Source organism: Citrobacter sp. R-1.5.2 (genome assembly GCF_035064245.1).
GTDB lineage: Bacteria > Pseudomonadota > Gammaproteobacteria > Enterobacterales > Enterobacteriaceae > Citrobacter.
This window is the reverse complement of record NZ_JASEYC010000015.1, coordinates 45,519-70,646: the sequence shown is the minus strand read 5'-3', so window position 1 is coordinate 70,646 and position 25,128 is coordinate 45,519. Positions and strand designations below refer to the sequence as shown.

The 25,128-nt window shown below is 53.0% G+C and carries 27 protein-coding genes; 10 read left to right on the top strand and 17 right to left on the bottom strand.

Going from position 1 to position 25,128, the window contains the following annotated elements; translation table 11 throughout:
- Positions 1 to 7: 7 nt before the first annotated feature.
- The 3 genes from yggU to QMN38_RS21300 are packed head-to-tail and all read right to left on the bottom strand — an operon-like array spanning position 8 to position 1,584.
- On the bottom strand, positions 8 to 298 hold the full coding sequence (gene yggU, locus QMN38_RS21310) for a DUF167 family protein YggU (protein ID WP_271441195.1): 291 nt from the start codon (positions 296 to 298) through the stop codon (positions 8 to 10).
- A complete protein-coding gene (locus QMN38_RS21305; protein WP_003825417.1) occupies positions 295 to 861 on the bottom strand; it encodes a YggT family protein in 567 nt (188 codons plus the stop codon). The genes yggU and QMN38_RS21305 overlap by 4 nt, the downstream gene beginning before the upstream one ends.
- An 18-nt stretch (positions 862 to 879) precedes the next feature.
- Positions 880 to 1,584 carry a YggS family pyridoxal phosphate-dependent enzyme gene (locus QMN38_RS21300; RefSeq protein WP_271441196.1) on the bottom strand — a complete coding sequence of 235 codons (705 nt, stop codon included), beginning with the start codon at positions 1,582 to 1,584 and terminating at the stop codon, positions 880 to 882.
- 17 nt (positions 1,585 to 1,601) lie between these two features.
- Between QMN38_RS21300 and QMN38_RS21295 the strand changes: the two genes are divergently transcribed.
- Complete coding sequence (locus QMN38_RS21295) at positions 1,602 to 2,582, top strand: type IV pilus twitching motility protein PilT (RefSeq protein WP_323605948.1); 981 nt, start codon at positions 1,602 to 1,604, stop codon at positions 2,580 to 2,582.
- On the opposite strand, the gene ruvX is transcribed toward QMN38_RS21295, so the two are convergent.
- From ruvX to metK, 8 genes are all read right to left on the bottom strand, one after another.
- Positions 2,579 to 2,995 (bottom strand): Holliday junction resolvase RuvX, encoded by a 417-nt coding sequence (ruvX, locus tag QMN38_RS21290; RefSeq protein ID WP_182269195.1) that lies wholly within the window; start codon positions 2,993 to 2,995, stop codon positions 2,579 to 2,581. The two genes, QMN38_RS21295 and ruvX, sit on opposite strands and share 4 nt — an antisense overlap.
- Positions 2,995 to 3,558: a YqgE/AlgH family protein gene (locus tag QMN38_RS21285; RefSeq protein ID WP_170974365.1), complete on the bottom strand. Its 564-nt coding sequence runs from the start codon at positions 3,556 to 3,558 to the stop codon at positions 2,995 to 2,997. Before QMN38_RS21285 ends, ruvX begins: the two co-directional genes overlap by 1 nt.
- 176 nt (positions 3,559 to 3,734) lie before the next feature.
- Complete coding sequence (gene gshB / locus QMN38_RS21280) at positions 3,735 to 4,682, bottom strand: glutathione synthase (protein WP_323605947.1); 948 nt, start codon at positions 4,680 to 4,682, stop codon at positions 3,735 to 3,737.
- Positions 4,683 to 4,701: 19 nt separating this feature from the next.
- Complete coding sequence (gene rsmE, locus QMN38_RS21275; protein WP_271441199.1) at positions 4,702 to 5,433, bottom strand: 16S rRNA (uracil(1498)-N(3))-methyltransferase; 732 nt, start codon at positions 5,431 to 5,433, stop codon at positions 4,702 to 4,704.
- A gap of 74 nt (positions 5,434 to 5,507) precedes the next feature.
- Positions 5,508 to 6,215: a deoxyribonuclease I gene (gene endA / locus QMN38_RS21270; RefSeq protein ID WP_271441200.1), complete on the bottom strand. Its 708-nt coding sequence runs from the start codon at positions 6,213 to 6,215 to the stop codon at positions 5,508 to 5,510.
- Between the two features lie 94 nt (positions 6,216 to 6,309).
- Positions 6,310 to 6,807 (bottom strand): SprT family zinc-dependent metalloprotease, encoded by a 498-nt coding sequence (locus QMN38_RS21265; protein ID WP_323605945.1) that lies wholly within the window; start codon positions 6,805 to 6,807, stop codon positions 6,310 to 6,312.
- 77 nt (positions 6,808 to 6,884) lie between these two features.
- Positions 6,885 to 8,279 (bottom strand): galactose/proton symporter, encoded by a 1,395-nt coding sequence (gene galP, locus QMN38_RS21260; RefSeq protein ID WP_137382622.1) that lies wholly within the window; start codon positions 8,277 to 8,279, stop codon positions 6,885 to 6,887.
- A gap of 402 nt (positions 8,280 to 8,681) precedes the next feature.
- Positions 8,682 to 9,836, bottom strand: a complete 1,155-nt coding sequence (gene metK, locus QMN38_RS21255; RefSeq protein ID WP_005123306.1) for a methionine adenosyltransferase — start codon at positions 9,834 to 9,836, stop codon at positions 8,682 to 8,684.
- Positions 9,837 to 10,378: 542 nt separating this feature from the next.
- Between metK and QMN38_RS21250 the strand changes: the two genes are divergently transcribed.
- The 4 genes from QMN38_RS21250 to speB all read left to right on the top strand — a co-directional run bounded on the left by QMN38_RS21250 (position 10,379) and on the right by speB (position 13,882).
- Positions 10,379 to 10,516, top strand: coding sequence for a hypothetical protein (locus QMN38_RS21250; protein WP_271450368.1), 138 nt, complete (start codon positions 10,379 to 10,381; stop codon positions 10,514 to 10,516).
- Between the two features lie 91 nt (positions 10,517 to 10,607).
- Complete coding sequence (yqgB, locus tag QMN38_RS21245; protein WP_137382624.1) at positions 10,608 to 10,739, top strand: acid stress response protein YqgB; 132 nt, start codon at positions 10,608 to 10,610, stop codon at positions 10,737 to 10,739.
- 8 nt (positions 10,740 to 10,747) lie between these two features.
- Positions 10,748 to 12,724, top strand: a complete 1,977-nt coding sequence (speA, locus tag QMN38_RS21240; protein WP_137382625.1) for a biosynthetic arginine decarboxylase — start codon at positions 10,748 to 10,750, stop codon at positions 12,722 to 12,724.
- Positions 12,725 to 12,961: 237 nt separating this feature from the next.
- The gene (gene speB / locus QMN38_RS21235; protein ID WP_202037801.1) at positions 12,962 to 13,882 is read left to right on the top strand and encodes an agmatinase; all 921 of its coding nucleotides are present in this window, start codon (positions 12,962 to 12,964) and stop codon (positions 13,880 to 13,882) included.
- A gap of 185 nt (positions 13,883 to 14,067) precedes the next feature.
- Here the strand turns inward: speB and loiP are convergent, their stop codons facing one another.
- Positions 14,068 to 14,826, bottom strand: coding sequence for a metalloprotease LoiP (gene loiP / locus QMN38_RS21230; protein WP_271456180.1), 759 nt, complete (start codon positions 14,824 to 14,826; stop codon positions 14,068 to 14,070).
- Positions 14,827 to 15,105: 279 nt separating this feature from the next.
- On the opposite strand from loiP, the gene tkt reads away from it, so the two are divergent.
- Positions 15,106 to 17,097 (top strand): transketolase, encoded by a 1,992-nt coding sequence (tkt, locus tag QMN38_RS21225; RefSeq protein WP_323605943.1) that lies wholly within the window; start codon positions 15,106 to 15,108, stop codon positions 17,095 to 17,097.
- A 52-nt stretch (positions 17,098 to 17,149) separates the two neighbouring features.
- On the opposite strand, the gene QMN38_RS21220 is transcribed toward tkt, so the two are convergent.
- The 5 genes from QMN38_RS21220 to QMN38_RS21200 are packed head-to-tail and all read right to left on the bottom strand — an operon-like array spanning position 17,150 to position 20,204.
- Entirely contained in the window at positions 17,150 to 17,809 is a 660-nt protein-coding gene (locus QMN38_RS21220) for an ABC transporter ATP-binding protein (protein WP_323605941.1), read from the bottom strand.
- Positions 17,803 to 18,480: an ABC transporter ATP-binding protein gene (locus tag QMN38_RS21215; RefSeq protein ID WP_323605939.1), complete on the bottom strand. Its 678-nt coding sequence runs from the start codon at positions 18,478 to 18,480 to the stop codon at positions 17,803 to 17,805. The genes QMN38_RS21220 and QMN38_RS21215 overlap by 7 nt, the downstream gene beginning before the upstream one ends.
- Entirely contained in the window at positions 18,468 to 19,175 is a 708-nt protein-coding gene (locus QMN38_RS21210; RefSeq protein WP_323605937.1) for an energy-coupling factor transporter transmembrane component T, read from the bottom strand. Before QMN38_RS21210 ends, QMN38_RS21215 begins: the two co-directional genes overlap by 13 nt.
- Positions 19,176 to 19,754: an ECF transporter S component gene (locus tag QMN38_RS21205; protein ID WP_137382632.1), complete on the bottom strand. Its 579-nt coding sequence runs from the start codon at positions 19,752 to 19,754 to the stop codon at positions 19,176 to 19,178. It abuts the gene before it with no gap.
- Positions 19,755 to 19,778: 24 nt separating this feature from the next.
- Positions 19,779 to 20,204: a PPC domain-containing DNA-binding protein gene (locus tag QMN38_RS21200; protein ID WP_137382633.1), complete on the bottom strand. Its 426-nt coding sequence runs from the start codon at positions 20,202 to 20,204 to the stop codon at positions 19,779 to 19,781.
- Between the two features lie 374 nt (positions 20,205 to 20,578).
- Between QMN38_RS21200 and epd the strand changes: the two genes are divergently transcribed.
- The 4 genes from epd to QMN38_RS21180 all read left to right on the top strand — a co-directional run bounded on the left by epd (position 20,579) and on the right by QMN38_RS21180 (position 25,039).
- Entirely contained in the window at positions 20,579 to 21,598 is a 1,020-nt protein-coding gene (gene epd / locus QMN38_RS21195) for an erythrose-4-phosphate dehydrogenase (RefSeq protein WP_271441207.1), read from the top strand.
- A gap of 48 nt (positions 21,599 to 21,646) precedes the next feature.
- A complete protein-coding gene (pgk, locus tag QMN38_RS21190) occupies positions 21,647 to 22,810 on the top strand; it encodes a phosphoglycerate kinase (RefSeq protein WP_003027032.1) in 1,164 nt (387 codons plus the stop codon).
- Positions 22,811 to 22,907: 97 nt separating this feature from the next.
- Positions 22,908 to 23,987, top strand: a complete 1,080-nt coding sequence (gene fbaA, locus QMN38_RS21185) for a class II fructose-bisphosphate aldolase (RefSeq protein ID WP_003027029.1) — start codon at positions 22,908 to 22,910, stop codon at positions 23,985 to 23,987.
- Positions 23,988 to 24,178: 191 nt separating this feature from the next.
- Positions 24,179 to 25,039, top strand: coding sequence for a small-conductance mechanosensitive channel MscS (locus tag QMN38_RS21180; protein WP_137382635.1), 861 nt, complete (start codon positions 24,179 to 24,181; stop codon positions 25,037 to 25,039).
- Positions 25,040 to 25,128 lie beyond the last annotated feature (89 nt).

Sequence of the window (25,128 nt, the reverse complement as noted above, 5' to 3'; positions counted from 1 at the left end):
GGGATACCTAATCAGTTAGCGCCGCAATTTCTGGCGGGATCTGTTGCGGATGAATGATTTTAACCTGTTTATGACGGCCAAGCTCGCCCTTCTCAATGACGATCTGGCTTTTCGCTACGCGGAACTGTTTGCCGAGAAACTTCACCAGATGGCTGTTCGCTTGCCCGTCGACCGGCGGGGCTGTAATGGCGACTTTTATTTCGTCGCCATGTAAGCCCACAATACTGTCACGGCTGGCTTTTGGCTGAATGTAGAGCCGTAAAACCAGACCGTCATCGCAGGGTGTCACGGCACTCATAGCGCCATCCACAGCCCCGGCAGCAACATATTGCCAGTCGCCTGTAATACCTCTGCGATCCCCATGTTAATGACATAGAGCAGCAGCACCAGGATCATTGGGGAGAAGTCGATTCCACCCATGCCTGGAAGTATACGACGGATAGGGCGCAGCAACGGGTCCGCCAGTTGAATCAGTACGTATTCCACAGGGCTGCGACCCTGGCTGACCCAGCTCATGATTGCCATCACTAAAAGAACCCAGAAAATCAGCAATCCAATGGTTTTCAGGACGATCAACACCGCGGCGATCCAGATGATTGGCTGGAACGTGACCACCTTAAACAGCACGATGGCTTTGATAAAGCTGAGAACGAGCGCAACTAATGCTGATGCGCTGTCAATCGGCCCCATCGGTGGAATAATGCGGCGTAATGGCCCAATAATGGGCTGGGTGATTTTCACAATAAACTGTGAGAACGGGTTGTAAAAATCGCAGCGAGACCACTGCATCCACACGCGCAATAGCAGCGCCATGGTATACAGCTCAATTACCGTTGAGAGCAGGAAGGTCAACGTATTCATGGTGTTCCTTAGTTTTCCTTAATTTTTTGTGTAATCACGAGCACCAAAAATGGCAGTGCCAATGCGCACCATCGTGCTACCCGCCGCGATGGCGGCATCCATATCATCAGACATCCCCAGTGAGAGGGTGTCGATATCTGGGTAGCGCGTTTTCAACCCGGCAAATGCTACAGCCATTTGCTGTGCAACTTCAAACTGCCTTACATAATCTGACTCTGGCGCCGGGATCGCCATCAGCCCACGTAGGGTTATACGTGGTAGCGCGGCGACGTCGGCGGCCAGCGCATCAAGCTCAGCCAGCGGAATACCTGACTTGCTATTCTCATCGCTGATATTTATCTGAATCAGTACATTCAGCGGTGGCAGATCGGCCGGGCGTTGTTCGCTCAGGCGAGCCGCGATACGCAGGCGGTCGATTGTATGACACCAGTCAAAATGTTCAGCCACCAGACGGCTTTTGTTGGACTGCAGCGGGCCGATAAAGTGCCACTGCAGACCTTCAATACCGTTTTCTTTGAAGTAGCGGATCTTATCCACGCCTTCCTGAACATAGTTTTCGCCAAAGGCGTGCTGCCCGGCGACGATGGCTTCTTCGATGGCGCTCGCAGGTTTGGTTTTACTGACTGCAAGCAACGTAACTTCTTCTGAAGACCGCCCGCAACGCGTCGCGGCGGCTGAGATTTTGTCCCGGACATGTGCCAGGTTATGCGCGATATCGTTCATTTTCCGAGGATGTTCATATGAATATGGAAGAAATAGTGGCCCTTAGTGTAAAGCATAACGTGTCGGATCTACACCTGTGCAATGCATGGCCTGCGCGTTGGCGCATACGGGGAAAGGTGGAAATCGCGCCATTTACTACGCCGGACGTAGAGACGCTGCTGATGTACTGGCTCAACGACCAACAGCAGGTACAGTGGCGTGAGCAGGGGCAAATTGATTTTGCTATAGCGCTGGCAGATTCCCGGCGTTTACGCGCCAGCGCATTTGCCCACCTGCAGGGGGTTTCGCTGGCATTGAGGTTGTTGCCGCTTGCCAGCCCTCAGTTAGACGAACTCCAGACGCCCGCGCTCATTCCTGACCTGCTGCGCAGTGAAAATGGGTTAATTCTGGTTACGGGAGCCACGGGTAGTGGCAAATCGACCACGTTGGCTGCGATGGTGGAGCACCTCAATCAACATGTTGGGGGGCACATACTGACGTTGGAAGATCCCATTGAGTACCGTTATACCAGCCAGCTCTGTCTGATCCAGCAGCGAGAAGTAGGCGTGCATTGCATTTCGTTTGCCACCGGGCTACGTGCGGCCTTGCGGGAAGATCCGGATGTCATTTTATTAGGTGAATTACGCGATGTTGAAACCATCCGGCTGGCCTTAACAGCGGCGGAGACGGGGCATCTGGTGCTGGCAACGCTACACACGCGTGGGGCTGCACAAGCCATTGCACGGCTGGTCGACACCTTTGCGGCATCAGAGAAAGATCCCGTGCGTAATCAACTGGCGGATAGCCTGCGGGCAGTGCTTTCACAAAAACTGGAAGAAGATAAGCAGGGCGGACGGGTGGCGTTATTTGAACTGCTCGTTAACACACCCGCCGTTGGCAACCTGATCCGCGAAGGGAAGAACCATCAGTTACCCGGCGTGATACAAACCGGGCAACAATCAGGTATGCAGACATTTGCACAAAGTCTGCAGCAGCGACAGGCACAGGGGCGGCTTTAGTAGCCCTGTTCGAAATAGCTTTCGAGGATCACAACGGCAGACGCGGAGTCTACTTTGCCTTTATTCAGCGCACGGTATCCACCCTGCTCAAACAGGCCGGAGCGGGCTTCGACGGTACTCAGCCGTTCGTCATGCAATGTCACGGTGACACCGAAACGACCATGAATGCGGTTGGCGAATTTGCGCGCGCGTGCGGTCAGGGGTTGCTCAGTACCATCCATATTGAGCGGCAGGCCGACGATGATTTCATCTGGTTGCCACTCTTTTAGCAGACGTTCAATCAAATTCCAGTCCGGCGTACCGTCCTGAGCTTTGATAGCAGGCAGGGGTCTGGCTGTGCCGGTAATCCGTTGGCCAATCGCCACGCCAATGCTTTTGGTACCAAAATCAAACGAGAGTAACGTTTCACTCATTATGCATGTCCCGCCACGCCAGGCATGGTCAAAATATCTATGCCGATAAGTTTTGCAGCATCGCGCCAGCGATCGGCGATCGGTGTTTTAAACAAGATGTTGAGATCGGCGGGGGCGGTGAGCCAGGCGTTATCCAACAGTTCTTGTTCAAGCTGGCCCTTTTCCCAGGATGAATAACCTAATGCGACCAGCACTTCGGACGGTTGTTCCTGGGTGCCTAAGGTTTCTAAAACATCGCGGGATGTCGTGATGATGGTGTTATCGGAAATTAAGATACTGGATGCAAAACGGGCGGGCGGGGTATGCAGAATAAATCCGCGATCTTCCGCCAACGGGCCGCCGAGCATCACTGCTTTATCCAGACGGATGGACGGATCGCGTCCTTCAGGCGTGATCTTCAGCTTTTCCAGAATCCCTTCAATCTGTAAGTTTTCCAGGGGCTTATTGACGATAATCCCCATCGCACCGTTCTCATTATGTTCACAGATGTACACCACAGCGCGGCGGAAAATAGGATCCTGGAGAGCAGGCATGGCAATAAGAAAGTGATGCTGTAAATTCATTGTCAGAGGTTCTGTTTCCTGGTTCAAAAAAGCAACAGTGCCCAGTATGTGGGCAAAGCGAGAAGATGTCACCCTCTGAAAATAGCGTTGCCGGATGAAGGGCGCGCCTTATCCGGCCTACGGGGTGCAATTCCAGTCCGGATAAGACGCGAAGGCGTCTCCATCCGGAAACGTATTTACTTCTGTAGACGAGCCTCAATGGCATCCATCAGCATTCCGGTAATAGAGACCGGGAACTCCGCTTCGATTTCACGAATACAGGTTGGGCTGGTGACGTTTATTTCAGTCAGGCGATCGCCAATGATATCCAGGCCGACAAAGATCAGACCTTTGGCTTTCAGGGTTGGTCCAATGCGACGGGCAATTTCCCAGTCACTGTCGGTTAATGGGCGCGGTTCGCCACGACCACCGGCAGCCAGGTTGCCTCGGGTTTCTCCACCCTGCGGAATGCGCGCCAGGCAATACGGTACAGGTTCGCCATCGACTACCAGGACACGTTTGTCGCCGTCTTTAATTGCTGGCAGATAGTTCTGCGCCATGCAGTAGCGGGTACCGTGCTCGGTCAGCGTTTCAGCAATCACGCCGAGGTTCGGATCGCCTTCCTTCACACGGAAGATAGATGCGCCGCCCATACCATCCAGCGGTTTAAGAATAATATCGCTGTGCTTTTGCCAGAAGGCTTTCAGCTGTGCCTTGTTACGCGTGACCAGCGTTTCCGGTGTCAGGTCGGCGAACCAGGCGGTGAACAGCTTTTCGTTGCAATCACGCAGACTCTGCGGCTTGTTAACGATCAGCGTCCCTTGTTCTTCTGCACGTTCCAGAATGTAGGTTGCGTAGATGAACTCAGTATCAAACGGGGGATCCTTACGCATCAGGATGACGTCCAGATCTGCCAGCGGGAGATCCTGTTCGTTGTTGAACTCATACCATTTGTCGTAGTTCTGCTCGACGCTCAGAGTACGCGTACGGGCGCGGGCTTCCCCGTTGATCAGATAAAGATCGGCCATCTCCATATAGTGAAGTTCATAACCACGACGTTGTGCTTCCAGCAGCATAGCAAAACTGGAATCTTTCTTGATGTTGATGCTTGTGATGGGATCCATCACGATGCCGAGCTTAATCATGTTCTTCTCCGTTTATGCCTTAGCCCAGATCGCCAAAACGCACCTGAAGCGCGGTAATGGCGGTGAGCGCAGTTGTCTCTGTACGCAGAACGCGAGGTCCTAACAGGATATCAGTAAACTGATAACGTGCGGTCATGGCAATTTCATCTGCCGACAGCCCACCCTCCGGGCCAATCAGCAAGCGGATACGCTCTACGGGTAGCGGCAGTGTATTAATGCTGGCGCTGGCGCGTGGGTGCAGGTTCAACTTCAACCCTTCGTCTTGTTCAGCGCACCATGCTTCCAGATCCATTGCCGGGCGAATTTCAGGTACCCGGTTACGACCGCATTGTTCGCAGGCGGCAATGGCAATTTTCTGCCACTGCTGGAGTTTCTTGTTCAGGCGTTCACTGTCCAGTTTAACGCCGCAGCGCTCAGAAAAAAGTGGCGTAATGAGGCTTACACCCAGTTCGATCGATTTCTGGATAGTGAATTCCATTTTTTCGCCACGTGACATGACTTGTCCAAGATGGATATGCAACGGTGATTCACGATCGTCGAGTTCGGCGTTAATAACCTTCACGTCCACGCTTTTCTTACTGGCATGGGTGATTTCGGCGTCAAATACCTGATTACTGCCGTCAAATAGCTGCAGGGCCTGGCCGGGGCCCATGCGTAGTACGCGACCAATATGATTGGCGGCATCCTCACACAGTGAAATTTGGCTACCGGAAGTGATTGGCTCAGGGTGATAAATGCGGGGAATGCGCATAGTTAAACATCCGCGTCATGGCCCTGAGCTATTTAAGGCCAGGGCATGGTTAAAAATATTGACGCTAGTGTAGGTTAGCTCTTTTGTGCCTGGCAAGCGCGTTGCACATATGGATTATGGTTACCCTGTACCTTTGCAATACGCTCATCACGTTCACACTCCCAGTCGGTTACCGGATACTGCTTATTCCAGGCGTTAAAAAGCTGGGTTTGTTGGCGGGAGAGTGTGAGATCGTACTGGTCGCGCATGTAAAAATAGGTACGAGCAATGGCGCCACGGGCGCGCGCTGGCGGCTCGGCAACTTTCTCTTTGAAGTCGACTTTCATGGCGCACTGTCCATATTGGCCTTCGCCGCCGTTCCACTGGCTGTACATGAAGTTTGCGCGATCGCCATTGACTTCACCTACTGCCGGCTGCAGGTTATGCATATCGCTTTCCATCTTGCGATAGACCGGATCTTTGGCGCAGTTTTTACGCCCACCCTCCTGCCAGCACTGGCGCTGATGGCCAAATTGCCATGCAGGAACCACGTGCTCCCACTCAATTCGGCTGGCTCGGTTTTCATTTTTTCGTACTTTATAGCCGCAAGATTCGAGGTCCACGACCCCTTTTTTGCCTTGCCAGTTAATCTTACAACCACAGTAGAAGTCGCCCGGCGCATCGGCGTTAACCTTGACGCCCGCTGCTTTTGCCTGAGAAAAACTGTTGATGCCTTCGGCTAAAACCGGGCCTGAAAACGCAGCGGCTAACAGGGCCGCTGCAAAAGAAAGATTACGGTACATCACGAACTCCGTGTCAAAACGAGCCCGCAACGTAGCGAAAGTTATTCCTGTATGCAATCAGTTAGATCAGAAAAGTTCCTGATAATTCTGATGATTATTCTGCAATCAGCAGCTCACCGCAGTGGACGCAGCGGTAGGTGGCTTCACCGCGTACAACGCGGTTATGGCGGCGGACCGTCAGCTGGTGTTCCTGGCACTTACAGCGGTAGGTAAAGGTCTTGCGTTGTATGGATTGCAGTTCAAACTGATGCGTGCGTCGGGCTGGAACGCCCAGCACGCTCTCCATCATCCATTTCCATTCTTTGCCGTGTGGCGGTACGCGGCCAAAGTGCTTCCACACCAGCAAATGCGCCAGTTCATGTGGAACTACCTCATTCACGAACGCGTCGACATTCTCCATCAGCAGTACCGGATTGAGGCGGATTTCGTAGGTTTGTAACCACGCGGTGCCTGCAGCGGTGCCGCGCTGTTGATACACCAGCTTAGGTTCCGGGTAATTACGCTCGAGCTTAAGATTGGCCTGTGCGAGTTTTTCCCGCAGGCTGCGCATAACGGCTTGCTGGATAGCGATGGGAAGACGGGTGGTTTTCATAACGCCAGAGGATAGTGCGACAGGGAAGGGACTGCAAGAAGAAGGCTTCCTCCCGGCGGGAGGAAGCAATGAGATGATTAATCGTGCGCGCCAATTTCGCGCAGTTTACGACCTTTCATCAGGTTACGTTCGATGTGTTCCAAAGAGACGTTTTTGGTTTCCGGAATCAGCCACAGGGTCAGGAAGATGAACAGTACGTTCAGGCCACCGTAGACCCAGAAGGTGTTGGCGCTGCCCAGCGAATTCAGCATCGTCAGGAAGGTTGCGCCGACAATCATGTTGGCAATCCAGTTGGTTGCGGTAGAGCAGGTGATACCGAAATCGCGGCCTTTCAGCGGCTGAATTTCAGAGCACAGCACCCAAATCAGCGGACCGGCGCTCATGGCGAAGCCAACAATAAACATTAGCAGCATCAGCACCGCGAAGTATTGAGCGGCTGCCGAGTGAATGCCTACGTGCATCATCGTGCCCAGTACGCCCATACCGACGGCCATCACGATAAAGCCGAGGATCAGCGTAGGTTTACGTCCCCAACGGTCAACCAGGCCAATGGCGATAAAGGTTGCCAGCACGTTAGTCAGACCGACAATAACGGTCCCCCACATCTGTTCAGTGGTATTGGTATAACCCGCCAGTTCAAAGATTTTTGGCGCGTAGTACATGATGACGTTCATCCCGGTGAACTGCTGCATCACCTGTAACAGTACGCCCAGGAACACCGCGCGACGGAAGTTGCTGTTTTCTTTAAACAGCGCCCAGCCACTCTGTTTCACCTGCAGACTTTCACGAATCTCATCCAGCTCGCGCTTAGCTTCTGCACTGGTATCACGCAGACGCAACAGAACGCGCTCGGCGTCGACAAAGCGACGTTTAGCCGCGAACCAGCGTGGGCTGTCTGGCAGGAAGATAACGCCAACCAGCAGTAGCAAAGCCGGGATGATGATCACGCCCAGCATCCAGCGCCATGCGCCACTGTAGCTAAACGCGGTATCGGACAGATAGGCACCAAGGATCCCAATGGTGATCATCAACTGATACATGGAGATCATGCTGCCGCGAATTTTTTCCGGCGCGATTTCGGACAGATAAAGCGGCGCGGTGTAAGACGCAACGCCGACAGCCAGACCCAACAGTACGCGAGAAACCAACAGTACTTCCACGTTAGGCGCCGCTGCGGAGAACAGTGAGCCGGCAACAAACAGGATGGCACCGATCATCAGGCTTTTTTTACGACCCAGTTTGAAAGAGAGCCAGCCGCTACCGACAGCACCGACTGCTGCACCAAACATCATGGAACTCACCACCCATTCCTGAGTGTGTGCAGTAATTTGGAACTCATCGGTGATGAAAGGTAAAGCACCAGCAATAACACCGATATCCAGGCCAAAAAGTAATCCTGCCAGGGCTGCAAGGAAGCAGACAAAGAATGTCATGGCTTTGTTGGAACGCCCCGCTTTTTTATAGTCAGGCATGATGCCCTCCGGTTGGGTAACTAGTTTTGTTGATGTTAAGGGTAGGTGAGTACGGGGTAAAAAAATGCGAATCACATCACATTAGTGTAATCGGTTACACTAACATTCATCACGCTTATTAGTTAACTATTTGAAAATTAACATTTTATAATGCGATTAAATATGGCTGATTGCCTGGAATTAAGACAATCCTGAAAAGTGATGTAACAGTGATGCAGTCGCGGCGGAAAAGAGATGTTAACTCGTTGTGGATAGAAAAGCGGTGATGTGTAATCGCTTTCATTTTTATTGAAAGAGATGATTCACTGTATTGTTCAGGTGACGAGGTGTTGGAGGAGAATAGGGGAATAAAAAAAAGACCAGCACGAGGCTGGTCTTAATAAGCGGACAGTCTTCAGTAAATTACTTCAGACCGGCAGCGTCACGCAGCAGTTGCGCTTTGTCGGTTTTTTCCCATGGGAAATGTTCACGACCAAAGTGACCGTAAGCTGCGGTTTCTTTGTAGATCGGGTGCAGCAGATCCAGCATCTGAATCAGACCGTATGGACGCAGATCGAAGAACTCGCGCACCAGCAGGGTCAACTGCTCTGAAGGTACTTTTTCGGTACCAAAGGTTTCAACCATGATAGAGGTCGGTTCAGCTACACCGATAGCGTAGGAAACCTGAATCTCACAACGGTCTGCCAGACCTGCAGCGACGATATTTTTTGCCACATAACGTGCAGCGTAGGCCGCAGAACGGTCAACTTTAGACGGATCTTTACCGGAGAATGCACCGCCACCGTGACGGGCCATGCCGCCGTAGGTATCAACGATGATTTTACGACCAGTCAGACCGCAGTCGCCCATTGGGCCGCCGATCACAAAACGCCCCGTCGGGTTGATGAAGAATTTGGTCGCAGCGGTCAGCCATTCGGTCGGCAGTACCGGTTTGATGATCTCTTCCATGACGGCTTCTTGCAGAGATTTCTGGTCGATATCTTCAGCGTGCTGAGTCGACAGAACCACGGCATCAATACCGACAATTTTACCGTCGTCATACTGGAAAGTGACCTGGCTTTTTGCATCCGGACGCAGCCACGGCAGAGTACCGTTTTTGCGTACTTCCGCCTGACGCTGTACCAGACGATGCGCGTAGGTGATTGGCGCAGGCATCAGCACGTCGGTTTCATTGGTTGCATAACCAAACATCAGGCCCTGGTCGCCAGCGCCTTGTTCCAGCGGATCCGCGCGGTCAACACCCTGGTTGATATCCGGAGACTGCTTACCGATGGCGCTCAGAACTGCGCAAGAGTTGGCGTCAAAGCCCATGTCGGAATGCACATAGCCAATTTCGCGAACCGTGTTACGCGTGATCTCTTCGATATCTACCCAAGCGCTGGTAGTGATCTCGCCGCCAACTAAAACCATACCGGTTTTGACGTAGGTTTCGCAGGCTACGCGTGCTTTCGGATCCTGCTCGAGGATTGCATCCAGCACGGCATCAGAGATTTGGTCAGCGATTTTGTCAGGATGCCCTTCTGATACGGACTCGGACGTAAAAAGGTGTTTTGCCATATTTAATTTCACCTAAGGAATATTTGGTTAGCTCAAACTGTCGAGTGGAATAGCCATGTGTAGAAGATTCTACCATGAGTCTGCAGATGACGGACACTGGCAGTCTGAGTGTTAATCGGTATAGATGGATTAACATCTGGACGGCTATTTTAGGATACTTCTTCGCCTGATTTCCAGCTTTTTTTTGATTAAGGTCGCATTGTACTGAAAATGTAACTGGAAATTTTTCCTGACGGTGCTGGCAATGTGCATATTTATCTTTTGCATTTTGACCTTCTTATCGGTATAAAACGCGGCGCGCGGCTCATATCCGTCATACTTCAAGTTGCATGTGCGTTGGCAGTACTCGCTCGCCCCAGTCACTTACTCATGTAAGCTCCCGGGGACTCCCTGCGTTGCCGCCTTCCAGCAACTCGAATTATTTAGGATAGACAAAAGCACACGACGTTTTCATCGTGTTGCCACTTCCAGCCGGGTTAAAACTTTAGCTTTGGCTTGTGGGTTCGTTCCGTCAGGAGCAGCCGTGGAGGTGATACGAGATAATGAACCGTTGTATTCTGCTGAATCTGTCACACCGTTCTGGTGTACATATGTCCCCCGTAATCTGCATCTTGCATACCTGCCGATGTTATACCCATCTCGGCGCTTCTCAGGACTCCAGGGCCGGCTACGGTCACTAAGGACTGAACAAGGGCGCTCTTGGTAAACAAGAGTTTTCTCGTGGTTTCGCCGAACCGTCAGCATTAAGTTCGGTTACGTGTTTACAATGATATGAAAAAGAAACCGGTCGCACAGTCGGAGCGTCAGCACTATCTGCTGGAAAATCTGCCTGTTTATGGGTTGTTATCGCCTCTTCGGATTGCGATAGTAGTCAACTGTTTTACACTTGTTAATAAAATCTGAGGTTCGCTATGTCTGACGACATTTTCATGGGTTCGCCTTCGTCAGCGGGCGGACAGGGTGTACTACGCTCCATGCAGGAGGTTGCAATGAGTTCCCAGGAAGCCAGCAAGATGCTGCGTACATACAATATTGCCTGGTGGGGTAATAATTATTACGACGTCAATGAATTAGGCCACATTAGCGTGTGCCCGGACCCTGACGTCCCAGAAGCGCGTGTCGATCTCGCCGAACTGGTAAAAGCCCGTGAAGCACAGGGGCAACGTCTGCCTGCGCTGTTTTGCTTCCCGCAGATCCTGCAGCATCGTCTGCGCTCGATTAACGCGGCGTTCAAACGTGCACGTGAATCATACGGCTACAACGGCGACTACTTCCTGGTTTACCCGATCAAAGTTAACCAGCATCGCCGTGTTATTGAATCGCTGATCCACTCTGGCGAACCGTTAGGTCTGGAAGCGGGTTCGAAAGCGGAACTGATGGCGGTACTGGCGCACGCGGGTATGACCCGTAGCGTGATTGTCTGTAACGGCTATAAAGACCGCGAATACATTCGCCTGGCGCTGGTCGGTGAGAAGATGGGCCATAAGGTCTATCTGGTTATCGAGAAGATGTCTGAAATCGCCATCGTGCTGGAAGAAGCCGAGCGCCTGAACGTCGTGCCACGCCTCGGTGTTCGTGCACGTCTGGCCTCCCAGGGGTCCGGTAAATGGCAGTCTTCCGGCGGCGAGAAATCCAAGTTTGGCCTGGCGGCAAACCAGGTGCTGCAACTGGTGGAGATTCTGCGTGAGCGCGGTCGTCTGGATAGCATTCAACTGCTGCATTTCCACCTTGGTTCGCAGATGGCGAACATTCGCGATATCGCTACCGGCGTACGTGAATCAGCCCGTTTCTACGTTGAACTGCATAAACTGGGCGTAAATATCCAGTGCTTCGATGTGGGTGGTGGTCTGGGCGTGGACTATGAAGGGACCCGCTCGCAGTCCGACTGCTCTGTGAACTACGGGCTGAACGAATACGCCAACAACATTATCTGGGCGATTGGCGATGCCTGTGAAGAACATGGCTTGCCGCACCCGACGGTGATCACCGAATCTGGACGTGCTGTTACTGCACACCATACCGTACTGGTGTCGAATATTATCGGCGTTGAACGTAGCGAACACACCGAAGCCACACCTCCGGCTGAAGATGCTCCGCGCGCCCTGCAAAGTATGTGGGAAACGTGGCAGGAGATGCACGAGCCGGGTACCCGTCGCTCGTTACGTGAATGGTTGCACGATAGCCAGATGGACTTGCACGATATTCACGTCGGCTACTCTTCAGGCACTTTTAGCCTGCAGGAACGCGCATGGGCTGAACAGCTCTATCTGAATATGTGTCACGAAGTGCAGAAACAACTCGACCCGAGCAACCGCGCGCATCGTCCGATTATCGACGAGCTGCAGGAGCGTATGGCGGATAAGATTTACGTCAACTTCTCTCTGTTCCAGTCGATGCCGGATGCGTGGGGTATCGATCAGTTGTTCCCGGTGATGCCGCTGGAAGGGTTGAACCAGGCCCCTGAGCGCCGGGCGGTTCTGCTGGACATTACCTGTGATTCCGATGGTGCTATCGACCATTACGTTGACGGCGACGGAATTGCCACCACCATGCCGATGCCGGAGTACGATCCGGAGAACCCGCCGATGCTGGGCTTCTTTATGGTGGGGGCTTATCAGGAGATCCTCGGTAACATGCACAACCTGTTCGGTGATACCGAAGCGGTTGACGTGTTTGTCTTCCCTGATGGCAGTGTCGAAGTTGAGTTGTCTGACGAGGGCGATACTGTGGCAGACATGCTGCAGTACGTGCAGTTGGACCCGAATACTCTGCTGACGCAGTTCCGTGATCAGGTGAAAAACACCGATCTGGATGCGGAGTTGCAGCAGCAGTTCCTTGAAGAGTTCGAAGCAGGGCTGTACGGATATACCTATCTCGAAGACGAGTAACGGTAAATGCTTAGTGGTGTTGCGCTTACCGGAGCTACGAAAGTAGGCCGGATAAGGCGAAATCGCCATCCGGCAGTCAGATTCAGAGAGGGCGGCATTTACGGCGCTCACTTGAATCTGTACAAATTAACGGCGATAATTCGCCCATACAAGTAGTCACGTAAATCAATCCCTTCCTCGTCGGGCTTAACGACGCGGAGGGGATTTTTTTTCACCGATTTTATAAGAGGTCAGTACATGAGCACCTTAGGTCATCAATACGACAACTCCCTGGTTTCTAACGCCTTTGGTTTTTTGCGTCTGCCGATGAACTTCATGCCATACGACAGTGATGCCGACTGGGTAATCACCGGCGTACCATTTGATATGGCAACATCTGGTCGTGCGGGCGGGCGTCATGGTCCGGCGGCGATCCGTCAGGTTTCCACTAACCTGGCCTGGGAACACAACCGTTTCCCGTGGAATTTCGATATGCGCGAACGTTTGAACGTCGTGGACTGCGGCGATCTGGTTTACGCGTTTGGCGATGCCCGTGAAATGAGTGAAAAGCTGCAGGCGCATGCTGAGAAGCTGCTTGCTGCTGGTAAGCGCATGCTCTCTTTTGGTGGTGACCACTTCGTCACGCTACCGCTGCTGCGCGCTCACGCGAAGCACTTTGGCAAAATGGCGCTGGTGCACTTTGATGCGCATACCGACACCTACGCCAACGGCTGTGAATTTGACCATGGCACGATGTTCTACACTGCGCCAAACGAAGGTCTGATCGATCCAAATCACTCTGTGCAGATTGGCATTCGTACTGAATTCGATAAAGACAACGGCTTTACCGTACTGGATGCCTGCCAGGTGAACGATCGCAGTGTGGATGACATCATTGCGCAGGTTAAGCAGGTAGTTGGCGATATGCCGGTATACCTGACTTTTGATATCGACTGCCTGGATCCTGCGTTTGCACCAGGTACCGGTACGCCAGTAATCGGCGGTCTGACTTCCGATCGTGCAATCAAACTGGTACGTGGTATGAAAGATCTGAACATCGTCGGCATGGACGTTGTAGAAGTCGCGCCTGCTTACGATCAATCAGAGATCACCGCACTGGCAGCGGCTACGCTGGCTCTGGAAATGCTGTATATTCAGGCGGCGAAGAAAGGCGAATAATAGTCGGACTATTTTACTCGTCATTTTGGGTCCGGGCAGTGCTCGCCATCCTCACGTACTACGTGTACGCTCCGGTGGCTGTGCGCTGGCCGGGCCCAAACTGACTTCGCCAATTACGTCCGATAATGGGATGAAATCTGTAGGCCGGATAAGGCATTCACGCCGCCGTCCGGCACGATTAACGGTTATTTGATCCCGTCCGCGCTCATGCGATCGCGAATATGTTGCGCACGTTCTGCGGATGCCGGGTGATCGTCAAACATTGAGCTTTGACGTCCTGCCTCCAGTTTTGCCAGTTTCTCAAAGCTGGTGGCTAAACCCGCCGGGTTGATGCCGCGTTTGCGCAACAAATCATACGAGTAATCATCTGCTTCGGATTCCTGGCGTTGAGAGAACTGTGAATTCACCAGTTTCTCACCAAGATCGCCCAGTTGTGATTGCGACAGGCTGCCGACGATGCCGCCCGCAGATGCCGCTGCAGCACGCACGGCGTTGGTGCCTAGCGCAACCTGCATACCTTTTTTCACGTGACCCAGCGCAACGTGGCCCATTTCGTGGCCGATGACTGCTTCAACTTCGTTATCCGTCATCATATCCATCAGGCCGCTGTACACGCGGATACAGCCGTTTGCCATGGCAAAGGCATTCACATCTTTCGCCATATAGACTTTGTAGTTCACTGGCTGACCGTTAATGTTGTCGCCAAGCGCAGTGGCGATTTTGCTAAGACGCGTCGCATATTCGCTGCCAGTTGGGGCGATGGTAGCTTTGCTGTCCATATCCTTACAGGCCTGATCGCTGAGCGCTTTCACCTGAGCATCGCTCAGGCTGTAGGCCTGAAACGCCTCTGCGCCAGAAGAAAGCAGTCCATTGGAGTCCATATTCTGGCAACCGGTCAATGCCGTCGCCATGCTCATAGCAAGCAGTAAAGCGCGAATTTTCATGTTTTCTCTTCCGCACAAAGTCAGGATTATTCTAAAAATTGCGTCGTTTGCAGGTAAACCGACGCTCAGCCTAAGTATAAAGAAAAGAACAATAAGCGGGCGAGTAGATTGCGCAACATGCGCGCATGATCCAGAGATTTCTGAAGCAGTAAAAGGATGCTCCATGTACATGACACGCGGCTTGGGTTACATTGTTGGCACTTTTTTCCGGCGTAGCCCAAAACGCTCTGTCGTCAAGTCGTTAAGGGCACGGCCTTCATTATCCGATCTGGAGTCAAAATGTCCTCACGTAAAGAGCTTGCCAATGCTATTCGTGCGCTGAGCATGGACGCAGTACAGAAAGCCAAATCCGGTCACCCGGGTGCCCCGATGGGTATGGCTGACATTGCCGAAGTCCTGTGGCGTGATTTCCTGAACCACAACCCGACTAACCCGTCCTGGGCTGACCGTGACCGCTTCGTGCTGTCCAACGGCCACGGCTCCATGCTGATTTATAGTCTGCTGCACCTCACCGGCTACGATCTGCCGATGTCCGAGCTGCAGAACTTCCGTCAGCTGCACTCCAAAACTCCGGGTCACCCGGAAGTGGGTTACACCGCAGGTGTGGAAACCACGACGGGTCCTCTGGGTCAGGGTATTGCGAACGCAGTCGGTATGGCTATTGCTGAAAAAACACTGGCGGCGCAGTTTAACCGTCCAGGTCACGACATCGTTGACCACTTCACCTATGCGTTCATGGGCGACGGCTGCATGATGGAAGGTATCTCTCACGAGGTATGCTCCCTGGCTGGTACGCTGAAGCTGGGCAAACTGGTGGCGTTCTACGATGACAACGGTATCTCCATCGATGGTCACGTTGAAGGCTGGTTCACCGATGACACCGCGAAGCGTTTTGAAGCTTACGGCTGGCATGTGGTTCGTGGCGTTGATGGTCACGATGCTGACGCGATTAAGCGCGCAGTTGAAGAAGCCCGTGCGGTCACCGATAAACCGTCCCTGCTGATGTGCAAAACCATCATCGGTTTCGGTTCTCCGAACAAAGCGGGTACTCACGACTCTCACGGTGCACCGCTGGGCGATGCAGAAATCGCACTGACCCGTGAACAGCTGGGCTGGAAATACGCGCCGTTCGAAATCCCGTCTGAAATCTACGCGCAGTGGGATGCGAAAGAAGCCGGTCAGGCAAAAGAAGCGGCATGGAACGAGAAGTTCGCTGCTTATGCCAAAGCCTTCCCGCAGGAAGCCGCTGAATTCACCCGTCGTATGAAAGGCGAAATGCCGTCTGATTTCGACGCAAAAGCGAACGAATTCATTGCTAAACTGCAGGCGAACCCGTCCAAAATCGCCAGCCGTAAAGCATCCCAGAACGCGATTGAAGCGTTTGGTCCGTTGCTGCCTGAATTCCTTGGTGGCTCTGCCGACCTGGCGCCATCAAACCTGACTATCTGGTCTGGCTCTAAAGCGATTAACGAAGATGCTGCCGGTAACTACATCCATTACGGTGTACGTGAATTCGGTATGACCGCTATCGCCAACGGTATCTCTTTGCACGGTGGTTTCCTGCCGTACACCTCCACCTTCCTGATGTTCGTGGAATATGCCCGTAACGCGGTGCGTATGGCTGCGCTGATGAAACAGCGTCAGGTCATGGTCTACACCCACGACTCCATCGGTCTGGGCGAAGATGGCCCGACTCACCAGCCGGTAGAGCAGGTCGCTTCTCTGCGTGTGACCCCGAACATGAGCACATGGCGTCCGTGTGACCAGGTTGAATCCGCTGTGGCGTGGAAATACGGTGTTGAGCGTCAGGACGGCCCGACCGCGCTGATCCTCTCCCGTCAGAACCTGGCGCAGCAGGAACGTACTGCAGAACAGCTGGCGAATATCGCCCGTGGTGGTTACGTGCTGAAAGACTGTGCCGGCCAGCCGGAGCTGATCTTCATCGCGACCGGCTCAGAAGTTGAACTGGCGGTTGCCGCGTGGGACAAACTGACTGCCGAAGGCGTGAAGGCGCGTGTGGTCTCCATGCCGTCTACCGACGCGTTTGACAAGCAGGATGCCGCGTACCGTGAATCCGTACTGCCGAAAGCGGTCTCTGCGCGTGTGGCAATTGAAGCCGGTATCGCTGACTACTGGTTTAAATACGTGGGCCTGAATGGCGCAATCGTCGGGATGACCACCTTCGGTGAATCTGCTCCGGCAGAGCTGCTGTTTGAAGAGTTCGGCTTTACCGTCGACAACGTCGTCGCGAAAGCGAAAGAACTGCTGTAATTTCGATTACAGATGAAAACGGGTCGCTCAGGCGGCCCGTTTTTTTTGCTTATCAGAGCCGTTCCGGGTGCAACTGCCCGGACTCAAGCCGCACCATGCGGGAAAAGTGGCGCTGCGTAAACGCCGGATCATGACTTATCGCGACGACGCTGGTTCCTCGTGCGCGACACACCGCAAGCCAATTTTCGAATACGCCCAGCCAGCGTGCGTCAAAATCCCGGCTGGGCTCATCAAGCAGCAAAATGGCGGGTGCAATAGCCTCCAGACTGGCAACAGCGACCATGCGACGCTGCGCGGTATGCAAATCCAGTGGATGGGCATCGGCAACGTCTTCTAACTGGCAGAGTTGCAGTGCGGCTGCAGTGCGTTGCGCAATTTCTGTTGCAGGGCGCTTCTGCAATCGCAATCCGAAAGCCACTTCCTCTGCCACCTTGCTATGAAAGAGTTGATTTTCAGCTTCCTGAAACAGGACGCCGAGCGATTTAGCACGCTCCCGGTTTTTTAGTTGCGCAATCGGATGGCTCTGCAGGGTGATTGTGCCGGACGAAGGGGACAGTAGTCCGGCCATGACGCGCAGCAATGTGGATTTTCCGGCACCATTATCGCCTGTTAAGGCCAGCCATTCCCCTTCTCTAAGTTCAAGCGAGATAGTGCGCAAGCAGTCATCGGCGGCGTTCGGCCAGCGATAGCTGACCTGGTTAAGCGTTAGCATATTGGCGAGAGTGCTCCGTCATGCAGTCGCCACGCCTGCTGGCAGTAGCTGAGAAAAGGGGAATGATTGCGCTCGAACAACACAATCAATGCTTGATGTTCCTGTGCCCATTGTTGCAGTCGCTCCAGTAGCATCGTTGTTGCCTGTGCCGTCAGGCGGCTGAACGCTTCATCCAGAATCAATATCTTCGGCTGCATGGCGAGTGCACTGGCAATCACCACCCGTTGGGTTTCGCCACCGGAAAGCGATCCTGGATGGCGATGACGTAGTGGCTGACATGCTGTCAGTGTGAGGGCTGCGTCAATTCGACGCATAATTTCAGCCCCGTCCAGACAGAGGTTTTCCGGGCCAAATGCCACTTCTTCCTCAACGCTAAAAGTACAACCGGACAGTTGCAGATAAGGTGATTGTTGTACAAGTTGGATGGTGCATGATTGTTCAACAAGCGACAATTGTCCGACAGGATTGCCCAGCAGTGTTCCTTTACCTTCGATCTTCCCGGGAAGAAAATCGGGGTACCAGCCTGCTATCAGTTGCGCCAGTGTACTTTTTCCGCTGCCATTATCGCCAAAGATAGCCACCATACCGGGGTTAGCGTAGTGGAAATTGAAGAGGGCGGGCGGACGTGTGGCGTGCGCCGGAAGATAGCAAAACTGTTCTAACGTAACCATATCCAGACTCCTGTTTCGACTACCATCAGTACGACCATGGCGTAGCGTGCCAGGCGTTGGACGGTACTGTCTGGCGGTGCCCATAGTGTGGTTCGTGTACGATGCAGGCGAAACCCCCGCATATCCAACGCCGCACCACGTACAACCAGATCGTTGAGCGCATTATGGGTAAGAGGCACAATCAATGCAGGTATGGCACGAAAACGTTGATACCAGCTCTCATCCAGCGGCACGCCGCGTGCACGCTGGGCTTCATGAATAATCGCTAACTGATGTTTTAGCTGTTCGACGACCAGTAATGGCCCTGCAAACAGGTAGGCGATGCCTGGTGGCAGACGGGAAGCAAACAGGGCGCGCATAAATCGTGAGACCGGAACGTACTGCATCCATAGTTGTGACGTGGATACGATGGCCAGGATCCGTAGCCAGAGCGTAATGGCATTTGTCCAACGCTCGGGTTCGCGTGGTCGCCCACTGATCCATTCGGTAAGCCATCCGCCATGTACCAGCCACAGCCCCAGGCCGAAGGGGATCACCAGCCAGACGACATACTTCGCCCGCGGTCGTGTCGCCTTCATACACAGCAAGCAGAGAAAGGTTGCTGTGCTGTACAGGCTAAGTGGTACTCCTGCTGGTAACAGGAGTGTGGTGCAGGCGGCGAGCGCCCACAGCGCTAATGACGTAAACGGGTGCATTTAGCGCACAGCAGACATCGTTGGGAAATGGCGAGTCGTGCGTAGCGGAAGCTGACGCAGCAGTACCCAGACGATCACCGCCGTCAGAATTTTATCGACCAGATTCGCGCCGAGAACCGTGATAGCAACAGATTCAACCAGGTTCTGGCCGACAGAATGCATCCAGGCGACAAATAAATCAGCACCGCTGCCGGTGACGCCACCAAACAACGTGGTGCGGATAGGCACGGCAACAAGCGTGACGGCCAGGGTGATGATCACTCCGCTGACGACCACTTTGGGTAAGGTGCGAAACCAGCCAGCCCGCGCCAGCCAGCCAGCAACCAGGCCGATAACCATCGCTACGGGAGCGAAGGCGGCTGCAATTGGATCGGTCAGCAGTCCCCACAGCAGGTTCGTGAGCAAGCCGGTCAACATCCCCACAACCGGGCCTAATAGTACCGCGCTAATTAAGGTGCCAATGGAGTCGAGAAAAATGGGCAATTTCAACATACTGATAAGCTGCCCCCCGACCATGTTGATAGCGATAGCAATGACAATCAGTACCAGAGACTGGCTGGAAAATTGGCGACGCGCCATAGAAGACCTCTTTTAAGTGAAGCGTTAGCGGGATGAAATAACCAGTTCGTCATAACCGGAAACGGCGCAGGGTTGACGACTAAATGCCAGACTTGTTAGCTCGCCAATGACCAGTTCCAGTGTGGTTCGCACAGTACAGCCTGCCATCATGTGGCCCCCCAGCATGGCGCCTTGTGGATCGGACACCGCAAGATGGAGGTGTTCGCCAGTAAGTTCCAGTGTGCCGTTCAGGGAGATGACTTCCCAGGTACCGGTGAGTAATGTGGTTTCTTCGCGCCCGGCGTAGCGTAACGCGACGTTGGTCAGGCTTCCGGTACAACCTGCTATCCATGCCGCCTGCAACTGGTGTTGTTGGACAAAGGCATGTAGCTGAGAAAAGACTTCCTGACCGGGTAACAAACGCAGCGCATGAAAGCGAGCTTCAGATGATTGAGGATTGAATGTAGCCATTATTGAGGGACTCCGAGACTCGGACGTAGCGCTGATAATATAGACGCAGGTTAGGGAGCTTTCTGATATAAATCAGGATTTGTGACACGGCAACGAAATAATCTTGCTACGCTTATTCGCAATTCTGGAATATGGAATAAATTTAGCACTGAAGGGCTTTAAAATGTGACGCAAGTCAGATAACTGTGTTCTGTTGCTGGACAATCATTCCTTTTATTCCTTGTTTCGCTTATTCTAGCTGAAGCGTTTCAGTCGATTAAATGTTCGACAATTAATCAATTAGTCGCAGTTTGCGACAGGTAAGGTTTCCCTGAGCGGTTTGCTGCATTACTCTGTCAGCCACATCGTTTCTGAGAAATCCTTGCAGGAGACCTATGACCGTACGCGTAGCGATTAATGGTTTCGGTCGCATCGGACGTAACGTGGTTCGTGCTTTGTATGAATCCGGGCGTCGGGCGGAAATCACCGTGGTGGCTATCAACGAACTGGCGGATGCCGCAGGCATGGCGCATTTGTTGAAATATGACACCAGCCATGGGCGTTTTGCCTGGGATGTTCGTCAGGAACGTGACCAGCTCATCGTTGGCGATGACGCGATTCGCATTCTGCATGAGCGAACCCTTGATGCGCTTCCGTGGCGTGAATTGGGCGTCGACGTTGTGCTGGACTGCACAGGTGTCTTCGGCAACCGCGAACACGGCGAGGCGCACATTGCCGCTGGTGCTAAAAAAGTGCTCTTTTCACATCCTGGCAGTCACGACATCGACGCAACCGTTGTGTTTGGCGTTAACCAGGATCAACTGCGCGCTGAGCACCGGATCGTCTCCAACGCCTCCTGCACCACGAATTGTATAATTCCCGTCATTAAATTGCTGGATGATGCTTACGGCATCGAGTCTGGTACCGTCACGACGATCCACTCCGCGATGCACGATCAGCAGGTTATTGATGCTTATCATCCTGACCTGCGCCGCACGCGAGCGGCTAGCCAGTCGATCATCCCGGTTGATACCAAACTGGCGGCGGGTATCACACGAATTTTTCCGCAATTTAACGATCGTTTTGAAGCGATTGCGGTACGTGTACCGACCATTAATGTGACGGCGATCGACTTAAGCGTGACGGTGAAAAAACCGGTAAAAGCCAGTGAAGTCAACCAGTTGCTGCAAAAAGCAGCACAAGGTGCATTTCATGGTATAGTTGACTATACGGAATTACCGTTGGTCTCTGTAGATTTTAACCACGACCCGCACAGCGCCATCGTTGATGGTACGCAAACGCGCGTGAGTGGCGCTCACCTGATCAAGACCCTGGTCTGGTGCGATAATGAATGGGGCTTTGCTAACCGTATGCTCGACACAACGTTAGCGATGGCTGCTATTGGTTTCAGGTAAGGCGCGTGAGCGCTTGCAAAACTTTAAGAATCAACGAGAGGATTCACCATGTCTGTAATTAAGATGACCGATCTGGATCTTGCTGGTAAACGTGTTTTTATCCGTGCGGATCTGAACGTACCAGTTAAAGAAGGGAAAGTAACCAGCGATGCGCGTATTCGTGCCTCTCTGCCAACCATCGAGCTGGCACTGAAGCAGGGCGCAAAAGTGATGGTAACTTCCCACCTGGGTCGTCCTACCGAAGGCGAGTACAACGAAGAATTCTCTCTGCTGCCGGTTGTTAACTACCTGAAAGACAAACTGTCTGCTCCGGTTCGCCTGGTTAAAGATTACCTGGACGGCGTTGAAGTCGCTGCCGGTGAACTGGTTGTTCTGGAAAACGTTCGCTTCAACAAAGGCGAGAAGAAAGACGACGAAGCGCTGTCCAAAAAATATGCCGCACTGTGCGATGTATTCGTAATGGACGCTTTCGGCACGGCTCACCGTGCACAGGCTTCCACTCACGGTATCGGTAAATTCGCTGATGTAGCGTGTGCGGGTCCGCTGCTGGCAGCTGAGCTGGATGCACTGGGTAAAGCACTGAAAGAACCTGCTCGTCCGATGGTGGCTATTGTTGGTGGTTCTAAAGTCTCTACCAAACTGACTGTTCTGGACTCCCTGTCTAAAATCGCCGACCAGTTGATCGTAGGCGGTGGTATCGCGAACACCTTCGTTGCCGCTCAAGGCCACAACGTGGGTAAATCCCTGTACGAAGCTGACCTGGTTGATGAAGCTAAGCGTCTGCTGACCACTTGTGACATCCCGGTTCCGACTGACGTTCGCGTAGCGACTGAATTCTCTGAAACTGCACCGGCTACGCTGAAATCCGTTAGCGATGTGAAAGAAGACGAGCAAATTCTGGATATCGGCGACGCTTCTGCACAGCAACTGGCTGACATCCTGAAGAATGCGAAAACCATTCTGTGGAACGGCCCGGTTGGTGTGTTTGAATTCCCGAACTTCCGCAAAGGTACTGAAATCGTTGCTAACGCGATCGCAGACAGCGAAGCGTTCTCTATCGCAGGCGGCGGTGACACCCTGGCAGCAATCGACCTGTTCGGTATTGCTGACAAAATCTCCTACATCTCTACTGGCGGCGGCGCATTCCTCGAATTCGTGGAAGGCAAAGTCCTGCCAGCAGTAGCGATGCTCGAAGAGCGCGCTAAGAAGTAATTCAGTTCAGGCGGGGTGACCCGCCTGTTTTTCAGCGCGCTTAAACGCTCGCGAACCTTCTTCAACGGTCGAAGATACAGATACAGGACTACGTAACATGTCTAAAATTTTTGATTTCGTAAAACCGGGCGTCATCACTGGCGACGACGTTCAGAAAGTTTTCCAGGTAGCTAAAGAAAACAACTTTGCTCTGCCAGCTGTTAACTGCGTTGGTACCGACTCCATTAACGCCGTTCTGGAAACCGCTGCAAAAGTTAAAGCGCCGGTAATCGTACAGTTCTCCAACGGTGGTGCTTCTTTCATCGCGGGTAAAGGCGTGAAGTCCGACGTTCCTCAGGGCGCTGCAATCCTGGGTGCTATCTCTGGCGCACATCACGTTCACCAGATGGCTGAACACTACGGTGTTCCGGTTATCCTGCACACTGACCACTGCGCGAAGAAACTGCTGCCGTGGATCGACGGTCTGCTGGACGCGGGTGAAAAACACTTTGCTGCAACGGGCAAACCGCTGTTCTCTTCTCACATGATCGACCTGTCTGAAGAGTCTCTGGAAGAGAACATCGAAATCTGCTCCAAATATCTGGCGCGTATGTCCAAAATGGGCATGACTCTGGAAATCGAACTGGGTTGCACCGGTGGTGAAGAAGACGGCGTGGACAACAGCCACATGGACGCTTCTGCCCTGTACACCCAGCCGGAAGACGTTGATTATGCGTACACCGAGCTGAGCAAAATCAGCCCGCGTTTCACCATCGCTGCTTCCTTCGGTAACGTACACGGTGTGTACAAGCCAGGCAACGTGGTTCTGACTCCGACCATCCTGCGCGATTCTCAGGACTATGTTTCTAAGAAACATAACCTGCCGCACAACAGCCTGAACTTCGTGTTCCACGGCGGTTCCGGTTCTACTGCTCAGGAAATCAAAGACTCCGTAAGCTACGGTGTAGTGAAAATGAACATCGATACCGATACCCAATGGGCTACCTGGGAAGGCGTTCTGAACTACTACAAAGCCAACGAAGCTTACCTGCAGGGTCAGCTGGGCAACCCGAAAGGCGAAGATCAGCCGAACAAGAAATACTACGATCCGCGCGTATGGCTGCGTGCTGGTCAGGCAACCATGATCACCCGTCTGGAACAGGCTTTCAAAGAACTGAACGCGGTTGACGTTCTGTAATTTACGCCGTTCTACGTGACATGAGGCCCGCATATGCGGGCCTTTTTTATTGCCATTTCAATGTGCTGCTGACAGAGAATTCTGTGATCTGTTTGGCAAAATTCGGGTTTATTGTTTACCCTTGTCAGGTTGCCCGCCCCGGTGGGGTGGCTTTATTTCTCCCGTTTGGGTAAGCAAAAAAGGAATAGTAAATGGAAGATTTGAATGTTGTCGACAGCATAAACGGTGCGGGCACCTGGCTGGTCCGCAACCAGGAACTGCTGCTGAGCTATGCCGTCAACATCGTTGCGGCCATCGCCATTGTTATTATCGGTATGATTGTGGCGCGAATCGTTTCGAACACGGTTAACCGCCTGATGGTAGCGCGTAAGATTGATGCGACCGTAGCCGACTTCCTCTCTGCGCTGGTGCGCTACGGGATCATTGCGTTCACGCTGATTGCCGCCCTCGGACGCGTTGGGGTGCAGACGGCTTCGGTGATTGCCGTTCTCGGTGCGGCAGGTTTAGCCGTTGGTCTGGCATTACAAGGTTCGTTGTCGAACCTTGCCGCTGGCGTACTGCTGGTGATGTTCCGCCCGTTCCGTGCGAGTGAGTATGTTGACCTCGGCGGCGTAGCCGGAACCGTGCTTAACGTGCAGATATTCTCCACTACCATGCGTACCGTGGATGGCAAGATTGTTGTGATCCCAAACGGCAAAATCATCGCCGGGAATATCATCAACTTCTCTCGTGAACCGGTTCGCCGTAACGAATTTATTATCGGTGTAGCCTACGATTCCGATATCGATCAGGTGAAGAAAATCCTTACCGATATCATCCAGTCTGACGAGCGTATCCTGAAAGATCGTGAAATGACGGTGCGCCTGAATGAGCTGGGGGCTTCCTCCATTAACTTTGTGGTACGTGTCTGGAGTAACAGCGGCGACCTGCAAAGTGTTTACTGGGATGTGCTGGAGCGTATTAAACGTGAGTTCGATGCCAACGGTATCAGCTTCCCATATCCGCAGATGGATGTGAATTTTAAGCGCGTGAAAGAGCGCGCGGCCGAGTAATCTTTTCCGTACTACGGTGCCGGATGGCGCTTCGCTTATCCGGCCTACTCAGATTTCTATACTGTAGGCCGGATCAGGCACAAGCCGCC